This is a genomic window from Siccirubricoccus phaeus (genome assembly GCF_008360935.1).
Taxonomy (GTDB): Bacteria; Pseudomonadota; Alphaproteobacteria; order Acetobacterales; family Acetobacteraceae; genus Siccirubricoccus; species Siccirubricoccus phaeus.
The window spans coordinates 1-19,816 of the sequence record NZ_SRXO01000031.1 but is presented as its reverse complement, the minus strand read 5'-3'; the positions used below and the strand labels follow the sequence as shown (position 1 = coordinate 19,816).

The window sequence follows — 19,816 nt, the reverse complement described above, 5'->3', positions numbered from 1 at the left end:
CCCGGCATTTGGGGGCAGTGGAATGAGCATACCCTTCTACCGGAACGATCCCCTGGCGCATGGCGCGGTGGAGGAGGCGGCGCCCGGCGTGCGGCGGGTGGTGTGCAACAACCCCTCCGCCTTCACCTTCCGCGGCACCAACAGCTACATCATCGGGCGCGGCAAGGTGGCGGTGCTGGATCCGGGGCCGGAGGATGCGGCGCATCTGGCGGCGCTGCTGGAGGCGGTGAAGGGCGAGACCGTCACCCATGTCATCATCAGCCATACGCATCGGGACCACTCGCCGGGGGCGAAGGCGCTGGTGGCGGCGACCGGCGCGGCCACCTGGGGCTTCGGCCCGCATGCGACGCCGCCGGAGGCGGGGGGCGAGGGCGGCGACCACGGCTTCCACCCGGACCACCTAGTGCCGGATGGCGGGACGATCGAGGGGGAGGGGTGGCGGCTGGAGGCGCTGCACACGCCGGGGCATTGCGCCAACCATCTTTGCTTCGCCATGGATGGCAACGGGGTGCTGTTCAGCGCGGACCATGTGATGAGCTGGTCCACCAGCGTGGTCAGCCCGCCGGATGGCGACATGGCGGATTACATGCGCAGCCTGGAACGGGTGATGGCGCGCGACGACGCGCTGCTGCTGCCGGGGCATGGGCCGGCGATCACCGAGCCGAAGCCCTTCCTGAAGGCGCTGCACGCGCATCGAGAGGAGCGGGAGGCGAGGGTGCTGGCGGCGCTGCAAAAGGCTGGCGAGGCGACGGCGGAGGCGCTGGTGGGGCCGGTGTACGGGCCGCTGGACCCGCGGCTGGTGCGGCCGGCGGGGCGCAGCCTGCTGAGCCACCTGATCAAGCTGGAGCAGGAAGGGGCGGTCAGGCGGACGGAGGGGGAGAGCTTCGCCGCGGTTTGAGAGGGGCTCTGCCCCTCTCAAGCTCTCCCCGCCAAAGGCCGAAGGGCCTTTGGAAACCGTGAGTTTTGCGCCTCGACCGTCGGGTCCAAACTCAAGGGTTCCAAGGGCCTTTCGGCCCTTGGCGGGATGGAGTTTGAGGAAGGGCAGAGCCCTTCCTCAACCTAGCCGGCCCCTCCGGCAGCCTCCCATCCATCCCCCGGAAGCAGATCAGCTCCCGCGCCTCCCGCTCCGCCGGCGACATCGCCAGCCAGGCGGCGAATTCCGACAACACCTTCGCCGTGATCGTCGCCACCTTGTGGTGCCGCGTTTCCTCGATGGTGAAGAAGCGCAGCTCCTCCAGCTCGCCGGAGCCGCGGATGGCGCCATGCGCCGCCTCGGCCGGGGCGATGAGGAAGCGGGCGTTGAAGCGCATGAAGCGGTTCGGCGGCGTCACCGCGCGGCAGAGATACTCGATCACGCCGAGCGAGGGCAGCAGCGCCTGCCCCTCCATCCGCCCCAGCACCAGCCCGGTCTCCTCATGCAGCTCCCGCGCCGCCGCGATGCCCACGGCCCGCGCCAGGGAGGGCGCCGCCGCCCGTTCCAGGCAGAAGCGGGTGAAGCCCGGCAGCTCGTCCAGCGCCTTCGCCCGGTAATCCGCCCGGTCCACCCGCCCGCCGGGAAAGACCATGACGTTGGGCATGAAGCGGTGCCGGGCATGGCGGATGCCCATCAGCACCTCCACCCCGCGCGCCCCCTGGCGCCACAGGATCAGGCTGGCCGCATGCCGCGGATGCACCGCGCGGTTGGCGGCCGGCCGCGCCTCGGCCGCGCCGCCGGGATTGTCGTCGGTCGGGGCCTCTGGCTTCGGCGGGGCGTCGTCAGTCAAGCGAGAGGCCCTGCAGCTTCAGCCAGGTGCGCAGCCCGAAGCGTTCCGGCACGGAAAGCTGCCGCGCCGCATTCTCGCTCCACCCGCAGCCCTCCGGCTTCGGGCCGAGGATTTCCGGATAGCGCGGCCTGGCCGGCGGCCGGGCGACGTCATAGGCGGGCAGGGCGGCTTCCAGCCCGCTCTCGTCATACCGCTCCTCATGCACCACCACCGCCTGGGGCAGCCGCGGCGAGAGCCAATTGCGCGGCCCGGCGGGGAAGCCGAGGGTCAGCCCGGCCACCGGGAAGACCCCCTTCGGCAAGCCGCACATCGGCCCGATCTTCTCCACATGGTTCCGCACATAGGAGATGGGGCAGGTGCCGAGGCCGGCCGCCTCCGCCGCCATCACCGCGAAGCCGAGGGCGAGCGCCGCATCCGCCGTGGCGTTGAGGAAGGTGTCGACATTGTCGTTGGCATGCTCCCGCCCATGCAGCGCCGCGACGCGCCGGCCGCGCCGGACATCGCCGCAGAACAGCAGGAAGACCGGGGCCTGCTTGATCCAGTCCATGCCGGTGATCCAGTCGGCGATCTGCGCGATTTTTTCCGAGTTGCGGATCAGGATGATCGAATACTGCTGCAGATCGGACTTGCTTGGCGCGGATTGGGCGCCGGCCAGCACGGTGCGCAGCAGCGCTTCCGGCACCGGCTCCGGCGCGTAGCGGCGGGTCACGCGCCGGTCGAGGATGGCGGCGAGCCCCGGCGGCATCTCGGCCGCTGGCGGGAAGGGCAGGGGGGCCTCCGGCTTGATGCCGTAGCGGCCGCGGATCAGGGCGTCGGGATCGGGCATGGCCGGGGCAGGATGGCAGGGGAGCGGGACGGCGTCACCCGGGGTATGCGCGGGGATGCTGCCCCGGCCGGGTTTTCGTCCGGCCGCATGCCGCGGCGCCGGCACGGCCGCCCGGAGCGGCTTTACCCCGCCCGCGCGCAGCGAAGCCGCCCCGGCATTCTGTCTGGCCGCCTCTTCCGGATCATCCGGCGACTCCGCCGGGCTTCGGTATCGGAACGGGGCCTTGCCTTCAGCGGCCTGCCTGCCCGCCCCGTCGGTTGGAAATCCGGCGAACGCAGCGGGCAGGGCGCTACCGAGCCGCCCAGGGGTCGTAATCGCCGAAATTCCAGACATGCCCCTCCGGATCGCGGCAGGAATAGCCGCGGCCATGGGGCTCGGTCTTCAGCGGCATCACCACCTCCGCCCCGGCCGCCACGGCGCGGTCATGGTGGGCATCGGGGTCGGGCACGGTGACGTAGGGGCTCTGGGTCACCCGGCCTTCCGGCACGCCCTGCAGCGCGGCGAAGCTGTCCTCCCGCATCGTCCCCAGCATCATCATGCCGTCGCCGAAGACCAGCTCGGCATGGACGATGACCCCTTGGTCGTCCTTGTAGACGACATGCTCGGCGAAGCCGAAGGCGCGCTTCAGCCAGTCGATCGCCGCCGATGCATCGCGGTAGCGCAGGCAGGGAATGATGGTGGAGGGCATGGCGTCATCTCCGTACGACCCGGGGGACGATCCAGGCATCGGCCACGGTCACACCCTGGCCTTCGCCATGGACCATCAAGGGGTTGATCTCGGCCTCGGCGATATCCTCCCGCGCCGCCAGACGTGACACCGCAACGACGGCGCGCGCCAGGGCCGGGAGGTCGCCACGGGGCAAACCGCGCCAGCCGGCCAGGAGTTGCAGCCCCTTCACCTCGGCGATCATCTCCCGGGCTTCGTCCTCGGTGACGGGGGCAAGGCGAAGGGTGACGTCGCGGAACAGCTCCGCCGCCACGCCGCCGGTGCCGAGCAGCACCACCGGCCCCACCTCCGGGTCCCGGCGGAAGCCGAGGATGGCCTCGCCGAGACCCTTGGCCATGGGCTGGACGAGGAAGCCGGCGAGGGTGGCTTGGGGCGCGCGTTCGGCGACGCGGGCCTGCATGGCGGCGGCTTCGGCGCGCAGCGTGGCGGCATCCGGGATGCCGAGCTTCACGCCGCCCACCTCCGTCTTATGGGCGAGGTCGGGGGAGAGGATTTTCAGCGCGACCGGGTAGGTGATCCCCGCCGGCACGGCCTCCGCGCTGGGCATCACGGCGAAGGGGGAGTCCAGGCCGAGGGCGGCGAAGAGACGACGGGCCTCCGCCTCGTCCGGCCGGGCGGGCAGGGGGTGCGGCGTGGCGGGGGGCGGCGCCTCGGCGCGGGGGGCGCGCCAGTCGCACCAGGCGCGGATGCAGTCGGCGGCGGATTCCGGGGTGCGGAAGGCGGGGATGCCGGCCTCCGCCAGCAGCCGCAGGGACTGTTCCGCCTGCGGCACCAGGAAGGCGGCGAGCGGCTTGGCATGGCCGGCTTCGCGGGCGCGGAGGATGCCGGCCACCGAATCCTGCGGCCGGAACTGGGCCGAGGAGCCGATGACGGAAAGCGCCAGGTCGGTATCGCCCGCCTGTTGCAGGGCGTTCAGCGCCGCCGCCACCCGGTCCGGCTTGGTGCCGGCCAGGGTCACGTCCAGCAGGCGGCCATGATGCGCGAAGCCGGCGGCATCCAGCGCGGCGCCAGCGGCCGCGTCGGGCGCGCGGGCCTCGATGCCGGCGACGCCGAGGCAATCCACCGCCATGGCGCCGCCGCCGCCCGTCGTCGTCATCACGCCCACGGCGCGGTGCGGCTTCGCCGGCGGGGTGCGGCCGATGAGCAGGGCCGGCAGCTCCAGCAGCCCCTCCAGCGTGGTGACGCGGGCAATGCCATGGGCGCGGAAGAACGCCTCCGCCGCGGCATCCGAGCCAGCGAGGGCGCCGGTATGGGAGGTGGCAAGCTCCGCCCCGTAAGGGGAGCGGCCGAGCTTGTAGGCGATGACCGGCTTCCCCGCCGCATGCGCCCGGCGGGCGAGGTCGGCGAAATGCTCCGGCGCGCGGATGGCTTCCAGGAACAGCAGGATGGCATCCACCTGCGGATCGTCGACCAGCAGCCTGGCCACCTCGCCGGCGGTCAGGTCGGCCTCGTTGCCGGTGCCGACCAGATGGGAGAAGCCGATGCCCCGCGCCGCGCCGCGCGACATGATGGCGCCCATCATCGAGCCGGACTGGCTGACCAGCGCAATCCGCCCGGCCGGCAGCGACTCCGCTTCCAGCGCCGCATTCACCGAGCAGGCGATGCGGTCGTTCAGGTTGATGACGCCCATGGAATTGGGGCCGAGGATGCGCAGCCCCGCCGCGCGGGCGGTGGCCAGCAGCCGGGATTGCAGCGCGGCGCCCTCCGGCCCGGCTTCCGCGAAGCCATCGGCCAGGACGCAGGCGGCGGGGATGCCCTTGGCCGCGACCGCATCCACCACGCCTTCGACATGCTGGGTGCCGAGCAGGATATAGGCGAAATCCACCTCGCCCGGGATGTCGGTGACGGAGGGGTAGGCCTTCTCCCCCAGCACCTCCGCCTCGCGTGGATGCACCGGCAGGATGTCGCCGGCGAAGCCGTGCTTGCGCAGGTAGAGCTGCGCCCGTGCCGTCAGCCTTGTGCGGTCCGAGGAGGCGCCGACAAGGGCGATGCGGCGGGGCTGGAAGAGGGCCTGGTGGAGTCGGTTCATGAATCTTGCCTCAAGCGGGCGAGGTCAGGCCATTGGCCAGCAGCCGGCCACCTGACGCCGCCCGGTGTCCTGTCGCGGCTTGGCCGCGACAGGCTGTGCCGAAGCGTTGATCCCGGAGGGACTCCGGGGCCCCCGCGGAGCCGCGTAGCGGCTTCGTGGGGAGTTTACAGCGGATCCCAGGAGAAGACCTCGCCCGACCGCTCCAGCGGGATGAAGAAGCTCTTCAGCGCCGGCAGCGCGTGTTCGGCGATCGCCTCCGGCGTCCAGCCCTCGCTGCTGTGGATGCCACGGATCGGGCGGTTCTGGCTGAACAGGAACAGCTCATTCATCCGCGGGCCGAAGATCTGGCCGTTCACCTCCTTCGCCGCGTCGGAGGCGAGGAAGACGGCGAGCGGGGCGTTCTTCTCCGGCCCCATGCGCATGATCTTCTCGACCCGCGCCTTCTGCTCCGGCGTCTCGGCCGGGATGGAGCTGGTCATGCGGCTCCAGGCGAAGGGCGCCAGGCAGTTGGAGCGGACATTGTACCGCTTCATGTCCAGCGCGATGGATTTCGACAGCGCCGCGATGCCGAGCTTCGCTGCCGAGTAATTCGCCTGGCCGAAATTGCCGATCAGGCCGGAGGTCGAGGTGATGTGGACGTAGGCGCCGCTCTCCTGCTTGCGGAAATGCGTCGCCGCATGGCGGGAGACGTAGAAGGAGCCGTTGAGATGAACGCCAATGACGGCATCCCACTCCTCCGGCGTCATCCGGTGGAAGATCTGATCCCGGAGAATGCCGGCATTGTTCACGACGATGTCGATGCGGCCGAAATGATCCAGCGCCGACTGCACGATCTTGCCCGCGCTCTCCCAGGAGGAGACGCTGTCCGTGTTGATCTCCGCCTGGCCGCCGCGCTGCTCGATGATGGCCTTGGTCTGCTGGGCGGGGGTGGCGGACTGGCCCTCGCCGCTCAGGGAGGCGCCGATATCGTTGATGATGACCTTGGCGCCGGCGAGCGCCATGTGGATGGCGATCTCCCGCCCGATGCCGCCGCCGGATCCCGTGACGACGGCAACCTTCCCATCCAGCATGCCCATTTGGCGCGTCCCCTCTCTCTCATAGGTGGCTAACGATTCTTAGCCCCGGCCGGGGGCGGCGTGAAGCCGCCACCGATTTCGGCCCTGCGGGAGGGCGGCGCGAGCCGCCCCGGGGGGCTGGATGGCGGCGCGAGCTGCCCGCCGGGGCAGGGGAAGGCGGCCCCGAGCCGCCCCCGCCATCAGCCCTTCGCCGTCCCGGCGATGATGCCGCCAGCGAGCGTCGCCGGGTTGCGTTCCCACCAGCGGCCGGCGTCGACCCAGGTGATGAAGTCCAGCACGGCGCGGTTGAAGGCGTCCGGATCCTCGATATTCATCGTATGGCCGCAGCGCGGCATGACGAGGAGCGAGGAGGTCGAGATGGTGCGCTTGAGGAAGAGGCCCGGCTCCAGCGTCGGGTCGTCCTCATCGCCACAGACGATGAAGGTGGGCAGCTTCAGCTTGCGGAATTCGGCCTCCAGCTCGAACAAGCTCGGCCGTTCCCGCTGCACCCCGCGCATCGTCAGCACGGCGCCGTCGGTATCGTGCTCCGAAAGCTGGGAGAGGAATTCGGCGTAGCCCCGGGGGTCCTTCTCCTCGAAGACCAGCCTTGTCGGGCCGCTGCCATAGACCCGGGACATCTTCCACATCCCCTCCTCGGCGATCTTGTCCGCCGTGGCATTCACCTCCCCGCGGAACTGGTCCCGCTTGCCCGGCTGCGCGCCGTAGCCGACCCCGGCGGCGGTCAGGCTGCGGGCCAGATGCGGGTAGCGCAGGCCGAGATGCAGCGTGGCGAAGGCGCCCATGGAAAGCCCCACCACATGCGCCGGCGCCAGGCCCAGCGCCTTGATGACCGCGGCGATGTCGTCGGTTGCCCGATCCTGGGAATAGGCGGCCTGGTCATGCGGCACCCCGCTCGGCGGATAGCCCCGGGCGTTGAAGGCGATGCAGCGGTAGCGCCGGGCGAAGAACCGCAGCTGCGGCTCCCAGCTCCGCATGTCGCCGGCGAATTCATGGACGAAGAGCAACGGAATGCCGCTCCCCGCCTCCTCATAGGCCAGCTCGACGCCATCCTCGGTGGTGATGCTCGGCATGTCGGTCCCTCTGCTGTCCCAGCCTCGCAGGCGCGGCCGGGACATGGAATTTCGCCTTGCAGTGCTGCCGATCCCTTCCCGGTCCTGGACACGGCCCAGGGACCTTCAGGGGCAGGGCACTGGCCGCGCCGGAGGCTAGCCGCGACCCTGGCAGGCAACAACCGCATGGCTCCCCCCTTCAAAGCGGACCCGTTTGGTCCTATTTGGGCTGCATGAAAAGGGCAGGGCCGTGCTGAGGCTGTCGAAACTCACCGATTATGCCGTGGTCGTCATGGCCGGGCTGGCGCGGGACGGCGCCGGGCCGGAGGGCCAGGTGCAGACCGCCCCGGGCCTCGCCGTCACCACCGGCGTTGCCGAGCCGACCGTCGCCAAGGTGCTGAAGCTGCTCGGCCAGGCCGGGCTGGTGGAGGGGCTGCGCGGCGCCCGCGGCGGCTACCGGCTGACCCGGACGCTGCGCGAGGTGCCGCTCTCCGAGGTCATCGTCGCGGTGGATGGCCCGATCGCGCTGACCGCCTGCGTCGATGGCGGCAGCGGCGGCTGCGAGGCGGAAGGCATCTGCCCCGTCCGCGGCCGCTGGGACCCGGTGAACCAGGCCATCCGCGACGCGCTCTCCGGCATCACCCTGGCCGATCTCGCGGGGCCGCTGCCCCGCCGCCTGCCTGCCGCCGGCCCCTCGGCCGCCCCCGAAGCCGTTCTCCTTGCCGAATAGGACCAGCATGCCCGCTGTCACCGAGACCATCGAGACTGTCCAGTCCGTCACTGAGGGCACCTATAAGTGGGGCTTCGAGACGGATATCGAGATGGAATTCGCCCCCAAAGGGCTGAGCGAGGAGATCGTCCGCTTCATCTCGAAAAAGAAGAACGAGCCGGAATGGCTGCTGGAATGGCGGCTGAAGGCCTATGCGCTCTGGCAGAAGATGGCGGAGCCGCGCTGGTCCGCGGTGAAGTACCCGGCGATCGACTACCAGGATGCCTATTACTATGCGGCGCCGGTGCAGAAGGCGAAGCCGAAGAGCCTGGAGGAGGTCGATCCGGAGCTGCTGCGCACCTATGAGAAGCTCGGCATCCCGCTGAAGGAACAGGCGATCCTGGCCGGCGTCGAGGGTGCCGGCGAGGCCCCGGCCGATGCCGGGCGCCTGCCGGTCGCCGTGGATGCGGTGTTCGACAGCGTCTCCGTCGCCACCACCTTCAAGGCAAGGCTGGAGAAGGAGGGCATCGTCTTCTGCTCGATCTCCGAGGCGGTGCAGACCCATCCGGAGCTGGTGCGGCAGTATCTCGGCACGGTGGTGCCGCAGGGCGACAATTTCTACGCCGCGCTGAACAGCGCGGTCTTCACCGATGGCAGCTTCGTCTACATCCCGAAGGGGGTGCGCTGCCCGATGGAGCTCTCCACCTATTTCCGCATCAATGCGAAGAGCACCGGCCAGTTCGAGCGGACGCTGATCATCGCCGATGAGGGCAGCACGGTCAGCTATCTGGAGGGCTGCACCGCGCCGATGCGGGACGAGAACCAGCTTCACGCCGCGGTGGTGGAGCTGGTGGCGCTGGACGATGCGACCATCAAGTACAGCACGGTGCAGAATTGGTATCCGGGCGACGCGGAAGGCCGCGGCGGCATCTACAACTTCGTCACCAAGCGCGCCCAGTGCCGCGGCAGGCGGAGCAAGGTGAGCTGGACCCAGGTGGAGACCGGCTCCGCCATCACCTGGAAATACCCGTCCTGCGTGCTGCTCGGCGATGACTCGGTGGGCGAGTTCTATTCGGTGGCGATCACCAACAACCACCAGCAGGCCGACACCGGCACCAAGATGATCCATGTCGGCAAGCGGACCAGCTCCACCATCATCTCCAAGGGCATCTCCGCCGGGCAGGGGCAGAACACCTATCGCGGCCTGGTGCGGGTGGCGCCGACGGCGAGCGCGGCGCGCAACTTCACCCAGTGCGACAGCCTGCTGATCGGCGACCGCTGCGGCGCGCACACCGTGCCCTATATCGAGAATCGCTGCATGACGGCGAAGGTGGAGCATGAGGCGACCACCAGCCGCATCGCCGAGGACCAGCTCTTCTACTGCCGCCAGCGTGGCCTTTCCGAGGAGGACGCGGTCGGCCTCATCGTCAACGGCTTCTGCCGCGAGGTGCTGAAGGAGCTGCCGATGGAATTCGCGGTGGAAGCGCAGAAGCTGCTGCAGATCAGCCTCGAAGGCTCGGTGGGTTAGGTCGCGTCCGATGGCTGGAGCGCCGAATGGCGCGGAAGTCTGAATCGGCCGCGCTTCCGAAGGAAAGATAGATGCTGAAGATCGAAGGACTGACCGCCGAGGTCGAGGGCAAGCCGATCCTGCAGGGGATCGACCTGGAACTGCCCGCCGGCGAGATCCACGCCATCATGGGCCCGAACGGCTCCGGCAAATCCACCCTCTCCTACGTCCTCTCGGGGCGGGAGGGCTATGAGATCACCGGCGGCTCCGTCACCTTCGACGGCATCGACCTGCTGGCGCTGGAGCCGGAGGAACGGGCCGCCGCCGGCCTTTTCCTCGCCTTCCAGTACCCGGTGGAGCTGCCGGGGGTAGGCAACGCCCTGTTCCTGCGCACCGCGCTGAACGCGCTGCGCCGCCACCGCGGCGAGGCGGAGCTGGACGCCATGCAATTCCTCAAGCTGGCGCGGGAGCGGATGAAGGCGCTCTCCATGCCGGAGGACATGCTGAAGCGCGGCGTCAATGTCGGCTTCTCCGGCGGCGAGAAGAAGCGCAACGAGGTGCTGCAGATGGCGCTGCTGCGCCCGCGGCTGGCGATCCTCGACGAGACCGATAGCGGCCTCGACATCGATGCGCTGAAGATCGTCGCCGATGGCGTGAATGCGCTGCGGGCGCCGGATTTCTCCGCCCTGGTCATCACCCATTACCAGCGGCTGCTGGACTATATCGTGCCGGACCGGGTGCATGTGCTGATGGGCGGCCGCATCGTGCAATCCGGCGGGCCGGAGCTGGCGAAGCAGCTCGAGGCCAGCGGCTATGCGTCGGTGAAGGCGGCATGAGCGCGATTCCCGCCGGCGTCGAAGGCTTCCTGCACCGCTTCGACGGGTTGCGGCAGCGCCTGCCCGGCGCCCGCCTGCCCTGGCTGCGGGCCCTGCGCGAGGCGGCGGCCGAGGCCTTCCGTATTCAGGGCTTCCCCACTCGCCGGGCGGAGGCCTGGAAATACACCGATCTGCGGCTGGTGGCGGAGGCCGGCTTCGAGGAGCCGCTGAGCGCGATCGACGATGACCCGGCGCTGCCGGCGCCGCGCGGCCCGTACCGCGCCGTCTTCCAGGATGGCCGCTTCCGCGAGGATCTCTCGACGCTGGAGGAAGCGCCCTTCGCCGCCGCCAGCCTCGCCGCCGCCCTGCCGGCGCTGGAAGCCCGCCTCGGCGCCCTGGCGCGGCCGGCGGAGGCGGCGCTGGTCGCCCTGAACACCGCCCTCTTCGAGGATGGGCTCGTGGTGACGGTGCCGGCCGGCGTGGCAGGCGGGGTGCTGGAACTGCTGAGCTTCGCCTCCGCCGGCGAGCGCCCGGCCGCCTTCCACCCGCGCCACCTGATCCGGCTGGAGGCGGGCGCCAGCCTGACCTTGATCGAGACCGCCACCGGCCCGGCCAAGGCGCGCTACCTGCACAACCCGGTCTATGAGATCGAGCTGGCGGAGGGCGCGACGCTGACCCATGCGCGGCTGCAGCAGGAGGGCCTCGCTGCCTTCCAGCTCGGCACCGCCTATGCCCGCGTGGCTTCCGGCGCCACCTACGACAATTTCACCCTGAATGCCGGCGGCAAGCTGGTGCGCAACGAAATCCATGTGGTGCTGGAGGGCCCCAAGGCCGCCTGCCACATGAACGGCGCGCAGCTCCTCCGCGACGGCCAGCATGCCGATACCACCACGGTGCTGGACCATGCGGCGCCCGATTGCGCCAGCCGGCAGACCTACAAGACCGTGCTGTCCGGCCGGTCCCGCGGCGTCTTCCAGGGCAAGATCCATGTCCACCAGGTGGCGCAGCGCACCGATGGCTACCAGATGAACCAGGCGCTGCTGCTCTCGCCGGAAGCCGAGATCGACAGCAAGCCGCAGCTTGAAATCTACGCCGACGACGTGAAGTGCAGCCATGGCGCGACGGTGGGCGAGATCGATGCCGACCAGCTCTTCTACCTGCGCGCCCGCGGCATTCCCGAAGCGAAGGCGCGCGCGATGCTGGTGGAGGCCTTCCTGACCGAGGCGGTGGAGGGCGTGCAGGATCCGGTGGCGCGGGACGCGCTGCAGGCGGCAGTGGCCGGCTGGTGGGAGAAGGCGGCGTGAGCTTCGATGTGGAGCGCGTAAGGCGCGACTTCCCCATCCTGTCGCAGAAGATCCGTGGCAAGGACCTGGTGTTCCTGGACAGCGGCGCCAGCGCCCAGAAGCCGCGCGCCGTCATCGACGCCATGGTCCGCTGCATGGAGGAACGCTACGCAAACGTCCATCGCGGCGCCTATTTCCTCTCCGAGGCGGCGACCGAGGCCTATGAGGCGGCACGCCTCGCCACCGCCCGCTTCCTGAACGCGCCCGACCCGCGCGGCATCGTCTTCGCCAAGAACAGCACGGAAGCGATCAACCTCGTCGCCCATAGCTGGGGCCGCCATATGCTGCGTCCGGGCCAGGCGGTGCTGTTCAGCGAGCTGGAGCACCACGCCAACATCGTCCCCTGGCACCTGCTGAAGGAAGACAAGGGCGTCGAGCTGCGGGTGGTGCGGGTGACCGACAGCGGCGAGATCGATCTCGAGGACCTCGCCGCCAAGCTGGAAGACGGCAAGGTCGGGCTGGTCGCCATCGCGCATATGTCGAACGTGCTCGGCACCGTCGCGCCGGCGGAGCGCATCGCCCGCATGGCGCATGCGGCCGGCGCCAAGGTGCTGTTCGATGGCAGCCAGGCGGCGGTGCACCGGCGGGTGGACCTCCAGGCGCTGGATGCGGATTTCTACGTCTTCACCGGCCACAAGCTCTACGGCCCCACCGGCATCGGCGTGCTGGCGGCGAAGCTGGAGCATCTGGAGCGTATGCCGCCCTTCCTCGGCGGCGGCGACATGATTTCCTCCGTCACGCTGGAGCGCAGCGAATGGGCCCCGCCGCCGGCGAAATTCGAGGCGGGGACGCCGCCCATCGTCGAAGCCGTCGGGCTGCATGCCGCCATCGACTACGTCACGGCGATCGGCATGGAAGCGATCGAGGCGCATGAGCGGCACCTGGTGGACCGCGCCATGCGCCGGCTGACGGATATCGAGGGCGTCACCCTGCTCGGCCGGGCGCAGGATCGCGGCGGCGTCTTCGCCATGGCCACCGACTACGCCCATGCCCATGACCTGGCGACATTGCTGGACCGCGCCGGCATCGCGGTGCGCGCCGGCCGGCATTGCGCGGAGCCGCTGCACACCCGATTTGGGGTGGAAGGCGGCACGGTCCGGGCCAGCTTCGGCCTCTACACCACGGAGGCGGAGGTGGATTACCTGGCCGAGGCGCTGACCAAGGCGCGGGAGTTCTTCGCATGACGTCCGATCGGCAGAAGGCCGCATGGCCCGGCGCCGTGCATCGGCCGTCGGAGACCTAGTGATGTTCGACGATCTGCGCGACCTTTATCAGGAAGTGATCCTGGACCATGGCCGCAAGCCGCGGAATTTCCGCCGGCTGGAGGATGCCGACCGCAGCGCCCGCGGCGACAACCCGATGTGCGGCGACCGGCTGGAGCTGTTCCTCAAGCTGGCGCCGGATGGCCGCATCGCCGACGCCGCCTTCCAGGGCCGTGGCTGCGCCATCTCCACCGCCAGCGCCTCCCTGCTGACGGAGACGGTGAAGGGCAAGACGGCGGCGGAGGCGCATGCCCTCTCCGACAGCTTCCGGGAACTGGCGATGACCGGCACCTGCCCGCACTGCCAGGCGGCGCTGGAGGAGGAGATGGAGCGGTTGCAGCCCCTCTCCGGCGTGCATGAATTCCCCTCCCGCGTGAAATGCGCCACCCTGGCCTGGCACACGCTGAACGCCGCCCTGGACGGCGCGAAGGAGGCGAGCAGTGAGTGACGAGGCCAGCACCGCCACGCCGACCCATGGCGCCTGGACGCCGGAGGGCGAGACCCCGCCGCCCACGCCCCGTGTCAGCGAGGAGGCGGTGATTGCCGTCCTGAAGACGGTGTTCGACCCGGAGATCCCGGTCGATATCTATGAGCTCGGCCTGATCTACGCCGTCGAGATCGCGGATGACGGCAAGGTGAAGGTGGAGATGACCCTCACCACACCGTCCTGCCCCTCGGCGCAGGAGCTGCCGGGGCAGGTGGAGGAGAGCGTCCGCCTGGTCCCCGGCGTCACCGATGTCGAGGTCGAGGTGGTCTGGGACCCGCCCTGGGACCAGACGCGGATGAGCGAGGATGCCCGCCTCGCCCTGAACATGTATTGAGGTGCCGGAGATGAGCACGACCACCGCCCCGCCCCGCGCCCGCCGCGCCCTGCCGCCGCTGATGTCCCTGACGGAGGCCGCCGCCGAGCGGCTGCGCGGCCTTTACGCGCAGGGCGAAGCGGGCAAGCTGCTGCGCATCGGGGTGAAGACCAAGGGCTGTTCCGGCCTGGCCTACGACCTCACCTGGGTGGCGGCCGCCGAGCCAACGGATGAGAAGGTGACCGACAAGGGGGTGACGGTGCTGGTGGACCGCAAGGCCAGCCTGTTCCTCATCGGTACGGTGATGGATTATGAGGTGAAGGCGATGTCCGCCGGCTTCACCTTCACCAACCCCAACGAAAAGGGCCGCTGCGGCTGCGGCGAGAGCTTCCACGTCTGAGGCCGGGCCGCACGCCAGCCCCTGGCGAAATCGCGCGCCGCCCCCAATAATCTCTCTGAGAGAAATTCGGAGGGGCCGCGGTGCGCTGTGGGGTTTGGGGCGTGGTTCTGGCGGCGGCGCTGGCGCCGGTGGCCGCCCGGGCGGAGGAAGGGTTGCCGCGGATCCATGCGGGCGAGGGCCTGGCGGGGATCTTCAGCGAGGTGCGGCTGGGCGGCGCCTGGCATGATATCGGTGCCAAGGAGCGCGGCGCCAATGTGCTGGGGGAGGTGCTCTTCGCCAGCCCGGTGCCGGCACGGCTCACCACGGACATGCCGCCGCTCTATCGCTGGGTGTTCCAGCCGCGGGTGCATCTCGGCTTCGCGGCAAATACCGAGGGCTATACCAGCTACGGCTATGCCGGCCTGACCTGGACCACGATGCTGGCGCGGGACGTGTTCCGGCGCGGCGACGGCATCCGCTTCGACTTCTTCTTCGGCGGCTCGCTGAATAACGGCAAGCATGTGACGAATGAGCCGGACCGGAAGAGCCTGGGCGGGAACCTGCTGTTCCGCGTCGGCGGCGAGATCGGCTACCAGATCGACCCGCGCTGGTCGGTCTCGCTCTTCCTCGACCATGAGAGCAATGCCGGCAGCGCGCGGGCGAATGAAGGGCTGAACAGCCTCGGCTTGCGGATCGGCTTCGGGCTGTGACTCCGAGGGAGGCTCTGCCTCCCCCGGGCATCGGACGCAGTGCGTCCGATCCGCCAAAGGCCGAAAGGGCCTTTGGAAACCATGAGTCTTAGGCGCGACGGTCGAGACGCCAAACTCAAGGATGCAAAGGACCCTTCGGCCCTTTGCGGGTGGGAGTTCGCGGGAGGGCAGAGCCCTCCCGCAAGTCAGACGGCGCTCGACCAATCGGCGGGCACGAAGCGGTAGCCGCTGCCCTGCTTCGCCACATAGCCATTCGCCGGAAACGGGAAATGGTAGCCGGTGATGCGGATACGGTCCGTCGCCGCCATGTCCAGCACCCGCCGCCGGCTCGCCTCCGCCATCGCCGGGTCGAAGTCGAAGACGATATGGAAATCCGGCCGCGGGAAGCCGAGCTCCGGCCGGTTGGTGATGTCCGCCACGAAGATCGCCTGCGCCGCGCCATCCGCAATCCGGTACATGGTGTGTCCCGGCGTATGGCCATAGGCGGCGATGGCGCGGATGCCCGGCACCGCCTCCGCCCCGTCCGCGATCTGCCGGATCTTGCCCTGGTAGGGGGCGAAGCGCCGGGCGGCATTGGCGAAGTTCCCGCGCTGGCCTTCCGGGCTGCGGGTCTCGTTGCCGCTGTCCGTCCACCAGGCCCATTCGGTGGCGGGCACCACGATTTCCGCATTGGGGAAGGCGGGGGCGCCGCTGCCGGTCAGCAGCCCGTTGATGTGGTCGCCATGGAAATGGCTCTGGACCACATGGGTGATGCGCGCAGGGTCGATGCCGGCGGCACGCATGTTCTCGATCATCCGCCCGGCCGTCGCGCCGGCCGGCGTCACCCCATTGCCGGTATCGAAGATGACGAAGGCGTTCGGCGTCTCGACGAAGGTGATCGTGAAGGGGATGCGGTAGCTGTCGGTCGGCAGGAAGCTGTCCGCCAGCACGGCCTGCACCTCCGCCAGGGACGCGTTGCGGACGAAATTCTCCACCGGCCGCGTGGCGAAGCCGTCATGCACCATGGTGACGGTGAAGCCGCCGACCTTGAAGCGGTAGAAGCCCGGCGCCTGGGCCGGGGCGGCGGCGGCTTGCGCGCCGGCGGGGGCGGCCGGCAGCAGGGCAGGGGCGGCCAGCGCCGCGGCGGCCCCCCCGAGGATCAGACGGCGGCTGGCGATGCTCGACATGGCTTTCTCTCCCCGGAGCGGGTCGGGCTGTAGGATGGGGTGGAAGCGCCGCGGATCAAGTCGTTCCGAGGCTGAAGGCCACCACCGCTTCCAGATGCGCCGACCAGGGGAATTGGTCGATCGGCGTCGCCGCCACCACCCGGTAGCCGGCCTGGGCCAGGGGCTTGGCGTCCCGCGCCAGCGCCGCCGGGTTGCAGGAGACGTAGAGGATGCGCGGCGGCCGGGCCCGGGCCAGCAGCGGCATCTGCGCCGCGGCGCCGGCATAGGGCGGGTCCAGCACCAGGCTCGCGACACCGTGCAGCTCGGCCGGGGCCAGGGGCTGGCGGTCCAGATCCCGCCGCGTGGCGCGGATGCGGGCGCCGGATGCCCCGGCGGCGGCGGCAAGGGCGGCGACGGCTTCGGCCGCCCCCTCATAGGCCTCCACCCGGGCGCGGGTGGCGAGGGCGAAGCTCAGCGTGCCGAGGCCGGCATGCAGCTCGACGATGCGCGCCCTGGCCGGCAGCTTCGGCGGCAGCCCGGCCAGCACGGCGGCGATGATGGCAGCCTCGCCCCCCGGGCTGGCCTGCAGGAAGGCGCCGGGCGGCGGCGCCACGCTGGCGCTGCCGAAGCGCAGTGCGACGGGGCCGAGCTGCACGGCATTCTCCGCCGGGCGGTTCCCCTGGCCGCTCCCCTGGGCCCTCCCCTGGGCCCAGGCGATGCGGGGCAGGCCATGCGCCTGGGCGAAGCCGGCCAGCAGGGCGCGGCCGGCGGCGTCCAGCACGCCATCGGTGCGCAGCAGCAGATCCGGGCCGGTATCCAGCAGGTTCAGCACCGCCGAGCCCTCCCGCTTCAGCGCCGGCAGGCGGCGGAGCAGGGCGCGCAGCGGCTCGAACAGCGCGACCAGGCGGGGGTCCAGCACATGGCATTCGGCGAGGTCCACCACCGCGCCCTGGCCGGTGGCGTGCAGCCCCAGCGTGATGCTGCCGGCGGCACGGCGCAGCGCCAGATCCGCGCGGCGGCGGCTGGCGGCAGGCACGCGGACCAGCTCCGCCACCGGCGCGTCGCGGAAGCCGGCGGCTGCCAGCGCCGCCACCAGCTTCTCCCGTTTCCACGCGGCATAGGGCGCGGCGGCCCAATGCTGCAGCGTGCAGCCGCCGCAGCTTCCGAAGTGTCGGCAAAGCGGGGCGATGCGGTCCGGGCTTTCGCGCAGCCAGGCTTCCGGCTTCGCGCGCTGGCCGGCGATTTCCGCCCGCACGATTTCCCCCGGCAGCGCGCCGGGCACGAAGACGGTGCCGCCGGCGTGGCGGGCGATGCCATCCCCGGCGGCGCCCATGGCCGCGATCTCCAGCACCTCACTCGCCATCGAGGGGCAGATGCTGCGCGGCAAGCCGGACCTCGCCGAGGAACAGGGCCAGCGCCGCCATCATCGCCAGCATGGCGCCGACCAGCAGCGCCGCCAGCAGCCAGGCGACCCGCAGGCCAAGGAAGATGCCGGCAAAGGCGGTGACGATCAGGCCGCACAGCAGAATCGCCGCCAGCACCGAGCCGCCGATCGCCCGATGGATGCGCCAGGCGCGCTGGGCCAGGCGCCGCGCCTCCCCCGGCAGGGGCCTGGCGGTGCCCTGGCGGATCGCCCTCTCCCGGTCGATCAGCCGGCCGAGCCGCCCGGCCAGCACGTTGAGCAGGCTGAAGATGCCGGTGAGGAGGAAGGCGGGGGCGATGGCCAATTGGATCGCCCGCTCGATCTCCGCGACATCCTCGGCGCCGAAGCCGCCGATGGTCAGCCCCCGAAGGCGTTCAGGCCGGTGATGGCCCGGCCGAGGATCAGCGCATGGACGTCATGCGTGCCTTCGTAGGTGTTCACCGTCTCCAGGTTCATGACGTGGCGGATCACGTGGTACTCGTCCACGATGCCGTTGCCGCCGTGCATGTCCCGCGCCATGCGGGCGATATCCAGCGCCTTGCCGCAATTGTTGCGCTTGACCAGGGAGATCATCTCCGGCGCGGCCTTGTGCTCGTCGAACAGCCGGCCGACGCGCAGCACGGCGTGCAGGCCGAGGGTGATCTCGGTCTGCATGTCGGCGAGCTTCTTCTGGATGAGCTGGGTGTTGGCGAGCGGCCGGCCGAACATTTTCCGGTTCAGCGTGTAGTCGCGGGCGCGGTGCCAGCAATCCTCGGCGGCGCCGAGCGAGCCCCAGGCGATGCCGTAGCGGGCGCGGTTGAGGCAGGAGAAGGGGCCGGCGAGCGATTTCACCCCGGGCAGGCGGTTCTCTTCCGGGACGAAGACCTCGTCCATCATGATCATGCCGGTGACGCTGGCGCGCAGCGAGAACTTGCCCTCGATCTTCGGGAAGGCGAGGCCCTTCATCCCGCGCTCCAGCACGAAGCCGCGCAGGATGCCCTCATCATCCTTGGCCCAGACCACGGCGACATCGGCGATGGGGGCGTTGGTGATCCAGGTCTTGGAGCCGGAGAGGAGATAGCCGCCCGCCACCTTCTTCGCGCGGGTGCGCATGGAGTTGGGGTCGGAGCCGGCATCGGGCTCGGTCAGGCCGAAGCAGCCGACCCATTCGCCGCTGCGCAGCTTCGGCAGGTACTTCTCCTTCTGCGCCTCGGAGCCGAAGGCGTAGATCGGGTACATGACCAGGCTGGACTGCACGGAGAAGGCGGAGCGGTAGCCGCTGTCCACCCGCTCCACCTCCCGCGCCATCAGCCCGTAGGCGACATAGGACACGCCGGCGCAGCCATAGCCCTCCAGCGTTGCGCCGAGGAAGCCCATCTCGCCGAACTCGTTCATGATCTCCCGGTGGAAATGCTCCTTGCGGAACGCCTCCTGAACGCGGGGGAAGAGCTTGCCCTGGCAGAATTCGCGGGCGGAATCGCGGATCAGCCGCTCATCTTCCGTCAGTTGTTCCTCCAGCAGCAGCGGGTCTTCCCAGACGAAGCTCGGCTTCGCGGCGCTGGCGGCGGACATGGCGATCTCCTCGGCTGACGGACGGGTAGGAGTATGAATATGAACCCTCCCCCGCTGGCGGGGGAGGGCTGGGTGGGGGTGAGGTTCCAGGAAGATGAGGCAGGGGATCGGCGCCCGGCGGACTCCCGCCGCGGCGCAGCCCCCACCCCGACCCTCCCCCGCAAGCGGGGAAGGGCGGCGGCCTCAGGCGGCCTCGGCTTCGGCCTCCGGCTCCGGCGCGGCGTCGCGCTTCGGGCGGGGGATCGGGATCAGCATGAAGGCCGGCACCGCATCGCCGAAGCCGCGGACGCTGGGGCCCAGATCGTCGCGGTCCCGGTCGCGGCGGCGGTCGTCGCGCCGGTCCTCCCGGCGGTCGCGCTCGCGCGGCGGGCGGGCATCGCGCTCCATATCCTCGCGCGGGGCGGCGGCGGCGCGGTCGCGCTCGCGGCGGTCGCCGCGGTCCGGGCGGTCGGCGCGGGCACCGCGCTCCGGGCGCTCGGCGCGCGCGGGGGTGTCGCCCCGCTCGGGGCGGTCGCCATGGTCCGCGCGCTCGGGCCGTTCCGGCCGGTCGCCGCGCTCCGGGCGGGCGCGGTCGCGCTCGCCCCGCTCCGGCCGGCCGCGGTCCCGGTCCCGCTCCCGCCCACCGCGCTCGCGCGGCGCGTCGCGCCCGCCGCGGCCGCGCGCGGCGTCCCGCCCACGGCCGCCGCGGCCGCGCGGCGGGCG

Annotated in this window: 20 protein-coding genes and 1 pseudogene; 10 read left to right on the top strand and 11 right to left on the bottom strand. The window is 70.6% G+C overall.

All coding sequences use genetic code 11. The annotated features are described in order from the left end of the window. The first annotated feature begins 22 nt into the window (after positions 1-22). Positions 23-898: an MBL fold metallo-hydrolase gene (locus E5N76_RS27225; RefSeq protein WP_149541128.1), complete on the top strand. Its 876-nt coding sequence runs from the start codon at positions 23-25 to the stop codon at positions 896-898. A gap of 91 nt (positions 899-989) precedes the next feature. Here E5N76_RS27225 and E5N76_RS27220 read toward each other — a convergent pair whose 3' ends face one another. From E5N76_RS27220 to E5N76_RS27195, 6 genes are all read right to left on the bottom strand, one after another. After that, positions 990-1,763 carry an NUDIX hydrolase gene (locus tag E5N76_RS27220; protein ID WP_187830444.1) on the bottom strand — a complete coding sequence of 258 codons (774 nt, stop codon included), beginning with the start codon at positions 1,761-1,763 and terminating at the stop codon, positions 990-992. Continuing rightward, positions 1,756-2,589 (bottom strand): nitroreductase family protein, encoded by an 834-nt coding sequence (locus E5N76_RS27215; RefSeq protein WP_187830443.1) that lies wholly within the window; start codon positions 2,587-2,589, stop codon positions 1,756-1,758. Before E5N76_RS27215 ends, E5N76_RS27220 begins: the two co-directional genes overlap by 8 nt. A gap of 289 nt (positions 2,590-2,878) precedes the next feature. Next, positions 2,879-3,277, bottom strand: a complete 399-nt coding sequence (locus tag E5N76_RS27210; protein ID WP_149541126.1) for a VOC family protein — start codon at positions 3,275-3,277, stop codon at positions 2,879-2,881. Between the two features lie 4 nt (positions 3,278-3,281). Next, positions 3,282-5,345 (bottom strand): acetate--CoA ligase family protein, encoded by a 2,064-nt coding sequence (locus E5N76_RS27205; protein WP_149541125.1) that lies wholly within the window; start codon positions 5,343-5,345, stop codon positions 3,282-3,284. 164 nt (positions 5,346-5,509) lie between these two features. Further along, a complete protein-coding gene (locus tag E5N76_RS27200; RefSeq protein WP_149541124.1) occupies positions 5,510-6,421 on the bottom strand; it encodes an SDR family NAD(P)-dependent oxidoreductase in 912 nt (303 codons plus the stop codon). Between the two features lie 179 nt (positions 6,422-6,600). Further along, positions 6,601-7,491 carry an alpha/beta fold hydrolase gene (locus E5N76_RS27195; protein WP_149541123.1) on the bottom strand — a complete coding sequence of 297 codons (891 nt, stop codon included), beginning with the start codon at positions 7,489-7,491 and terminating at the stop codon, positions 6,601-6,603. Positions 7,492-7,720: 229 nt separating this feature from the next. On the opposite strand from E5N76_RS27195, the gene E5N76_RS27190 reads away from it, so the two are divergent. The 9 genes from E5N76_RS27190 to E5N76_RS27150 all read left to right on the top strand — a co-directional run bounded on the left by E5N76_RS27190 (position 7,721) and on the right by E5N76_RS27150 (position 14,995). Next, the gene (locus E5N76_RS27190) at positions 7,721-8,200 is read left to right on the top strand and encodes an SUF system Fe-S cluster assembly regulator (RefSeq protein WP_149541122.1); all 480 of its coding nucleotides are present in this window, start codon (positions 7,721-7,723) and stop codon (positions 8,198-8,200) included. Between the two features lie 7 nt (positions 8,201-8,207). Next, positions 8,208-9,707 carry a Fe-S cluster assembly protein SufB gene (gene sufB / locus E5N76_RS27185; protein WP_149541121.1) on the top strand — a complete coding sequence of 500 codons (1,500 nt, stop codon included), beginning with the start codon at positions 8,208-8,210 and terminating at the stop codon, positions 9,705-9,707. A gap of 71 nt (positions 9,708-9,778) precedes the next feature. Continuing rightward, positions 9,779-10,522, top strand: a complete 744-nt coding sequence (sufC, locus tag E5N76_RS27180) for a Fe-S cluster assembly ATPase SufC (RefSeq protein WP_149541120.1) — start codon at positions 9,779-9,781, stop codon at positions 10,520-10,522. Further along, a complete protein-coding gene (gene sufD, locus E5N76_RS30835) occupies positions 10,519-11,805 on the top strand; it encodes a Fe-S cluster assembly protein SufD (protein ID WP_149541119.1) in 1,287 nt (428 codons plus the stop codon). Before sufC ends, sufD begins: the two co-directional genes overlap by 4 nt. Further along, positions 11,802-13,028 carry an aminotransferase class V-fold PLP-dependent enzyme gene (locus E5N76_RS27170; protein ID WP_235907921.1) on the top strand — a complete coding sequence of 409 codons (1,227 nt, stop codon included), beginning with the start codon at positions 11,802-11,804 and terminating at the stop codon, positions 13,026-13,028. The genes sufD and E5N76_RS27170 overlap by 4 nt, the downstream gene beginning before the upstream one ends. A 61-nt stretch (positions 13,029-13,089) precedes the next feature. Continuing rightward, the gene (sufU, locus tag E5N76_RS27165) at positions 13,090-13,554 is read left to right on the top strand and encodes a Fe-S cluster assembly sulfur transfer protein SufU (RefSeq protein WP_149541117.1); all 465 of its coding nucleotides are present in this window, start codon (positions 13,090-13,092) and stop codon (positions 13,552-13,554) included. After that, entirely contained in the window at positions 13,547-13,927 is a 381-nt protein-coding gene (locus E5N76_RS27160) for an SUF system Fe-S cluster assembly protein (RefSeq protein ID WP_149541116.1), read from the top strand. The genes sufU and E5N76_RS27160 overlap by 8 nt, the downstream gene beginning before the upstream one ends. Before the next feature lie 10 nt (positions 13,928-13,937). Beyond that, positions 13,938-14,306 (top strand): HesB/IscA family protein, encoded by a 369-nt coding sequence (locus E5N76_RS27155; protein WP_187830442.1) that lies wholly within the window; start codon positions 13,938-13,940, stop codon positions 14,304-14,306. Between the two features lie 80 nt (positions 14,307-14,386). Next, the gene (locus E5N76_RS27150; RefSeq protein WP_149541114.1) at positions 14,387-14,995 is read left to right on the top strand and encodes an acyloxyacyl hydrolase; all 609 of its coding nucleotides are present in this window, start codon (positions 14,387-14,389) and stop codon (positions 14,993-14,995) included. A gap of 185 nt (positions 14,996-15,180) precedes the next feature. Here the strand turns inward: E5N76_RS27150 and E5N76_RS27145 are convergent, their stop codons facing one another. The 5 genes and pseudogenes from E5N76_RS27145 to E5N76_RS29900 form a co-directional block, all read right to left on the bottom strand. Further along, positions 15,181-16,161 carry an MBL fold metallo-hydrolase gene (locus tag E5N76_RS27145; RefSeq protein ID WP_149541113.1) on the bottom strand — a complete coding sequence of 327 codons (981 nt, stop codon included), beginning with the start codon at positions 16,159-16,161 and terminating at the stop codon, positions 15,181-15,183. A 55-nt stretch (positions 16,162-16,216) separates the two neighbouring features. Beyond that, the gene (locus E5N76_RS27140; RefSeq protein WP_149541112.1) at positions 16,217-17,503 is read right to left on the bottom strand and encodes a class I SAM-dependent RNA methyltransferase; all 1,287 of its coding nucleotides are present in this window, start codon (positions 17,501-17,503) and stop codon (positions 16,217-16,219) included. Further along, positions 17,493-17,867 (bottom strand): DUF2721 domain-containing protein, encoded by a 375-nt coding sequence (locus E5N76_RS27135; protein ID WP_187830441.1) that lies wholly within the window; start codon positions 17,865-17,867, stop codon positions 17,493-17,495. Before E5N76_RS27135 ends, E5N76_RS27140 begins: the two co-directional genes overlap by 11 nt. Before the next feature lie 53 nt (positions 17,868-17,920). Beyond that, positions 17,921-19,114, bottom strand: coding sequence for an acyl-CoA dehydrogenase (locus E5N76_RS27130; RefSeq protein ID WP_149541110.1), 1,194 nt, complete (start codon positions 19,112-19,114; stop codon positions 17,921-17,923). A gap of 183 nt (positions 19,115-19,297) precedes the next feature. Then, positions 19,298-19,816, bottom strand: a pseudogene (locus E5N76_RS29900) (hypothetical protein); the annotation flags it as partial.

Bases quoted from the DNA above. Each gene is read 5' to 3' on its own strand.
- E5N76_RS27225 (WP_149541128.1), top strand. From the start codon at position 23: ATGAGCATACCCTTCTACCGGAACGATCCCCTGGCGCATGGCGCGGTG.
- E5N76_RS27215 (WP_187830443.1), bottom strand. From the start codon at position 2,589: ATGCCCGATCCCGACGCCCTGATCCGCGGCCGCTACGGCATCAAGCCG.
- E5N76_RS27210 (WP_149541126.1), bottom strand. From the start codon at position 3,277: ATGCCCTCCACCATCATTCCCTGCCTGCGCTACCGCGATGCATCGGCG.
- E5N76_RS27205 (WP_149541125.1), bottom strand. From the start codon at position 5,345: ATGAACCGACTCCACCAGGCCCTCTTCCAGCCCCGCCGCATCGCCCTT.
- E5N76_RS27200 (WP_149541124.1), bottom strand. From the start codon at position 6,421: ATGGGCATGCTGGATGGGAAGGTTGCCGTCGTCACGGGATCCGGCGGC.
- E5N76_RS27195 (WP_149541123.1), bottom strand. From the start codon at position 7,491: ATGCCGAGCATCACCACCGAGGATGGCGTCGAGCTGGCCTATGAGGAG.
- sufB (WP_149541121.1), top strand. From the start codon at position 8,208: ATGCCCGCTGTCACCGAGACCATCGAGACTGTCCAGTCCGTCACTGAG.
- sufC (WP_149541120.1), top strand. From the start codon at position 9,779: ATGCTGAAGATCGAAGGACTGACCGCCGAGGTCGAGGGCAAGCCGATC.
- sufD (WP_149541119.1), top strand. From the start codon at position 10,519: ATGAGCGCGATTCCCGCCGGCGTCGAAGGCTTCCTGCACCGCTTCGAC.
- sufU (WP_149541117.1), top strand. From the start codon at position 13,090: ATGTTCGACGATCTGCGCGACCTTTATCAGGAAGTGATCCTGGACCAT.
- E5N76_RS27155 (WP_187830442.1), top strand. From the start codon at position 13,938: ATGAGCACGACCACCGCCCCGCCCCGCGCCCGCCGCGCCCTGCCGCCG.
- E5N76_RS27145 (WP_149541113.1), bottom strand. From the start codon at position 16,161: ATGTCGAGCATCGCCAGCCGCCGTCTGATCCTCGGGGGGGCCGCCGCG.
- E5N76_RS27140 (WP_149541112.1), bottom strand. From the start codon at position 17,503: ATGGCGAGTGAGGTGCTGGAGATCGCGGCCATGGGCGCCGCCGGGGAT.
- E5N76_RS27130 (WP_149541110.1), bottom strand. From the start codon at position 19,114: ATGTCCGCCGCCAGCGCCGCGAAGCCGAGCTTCGTCTGGGAAGACCCG.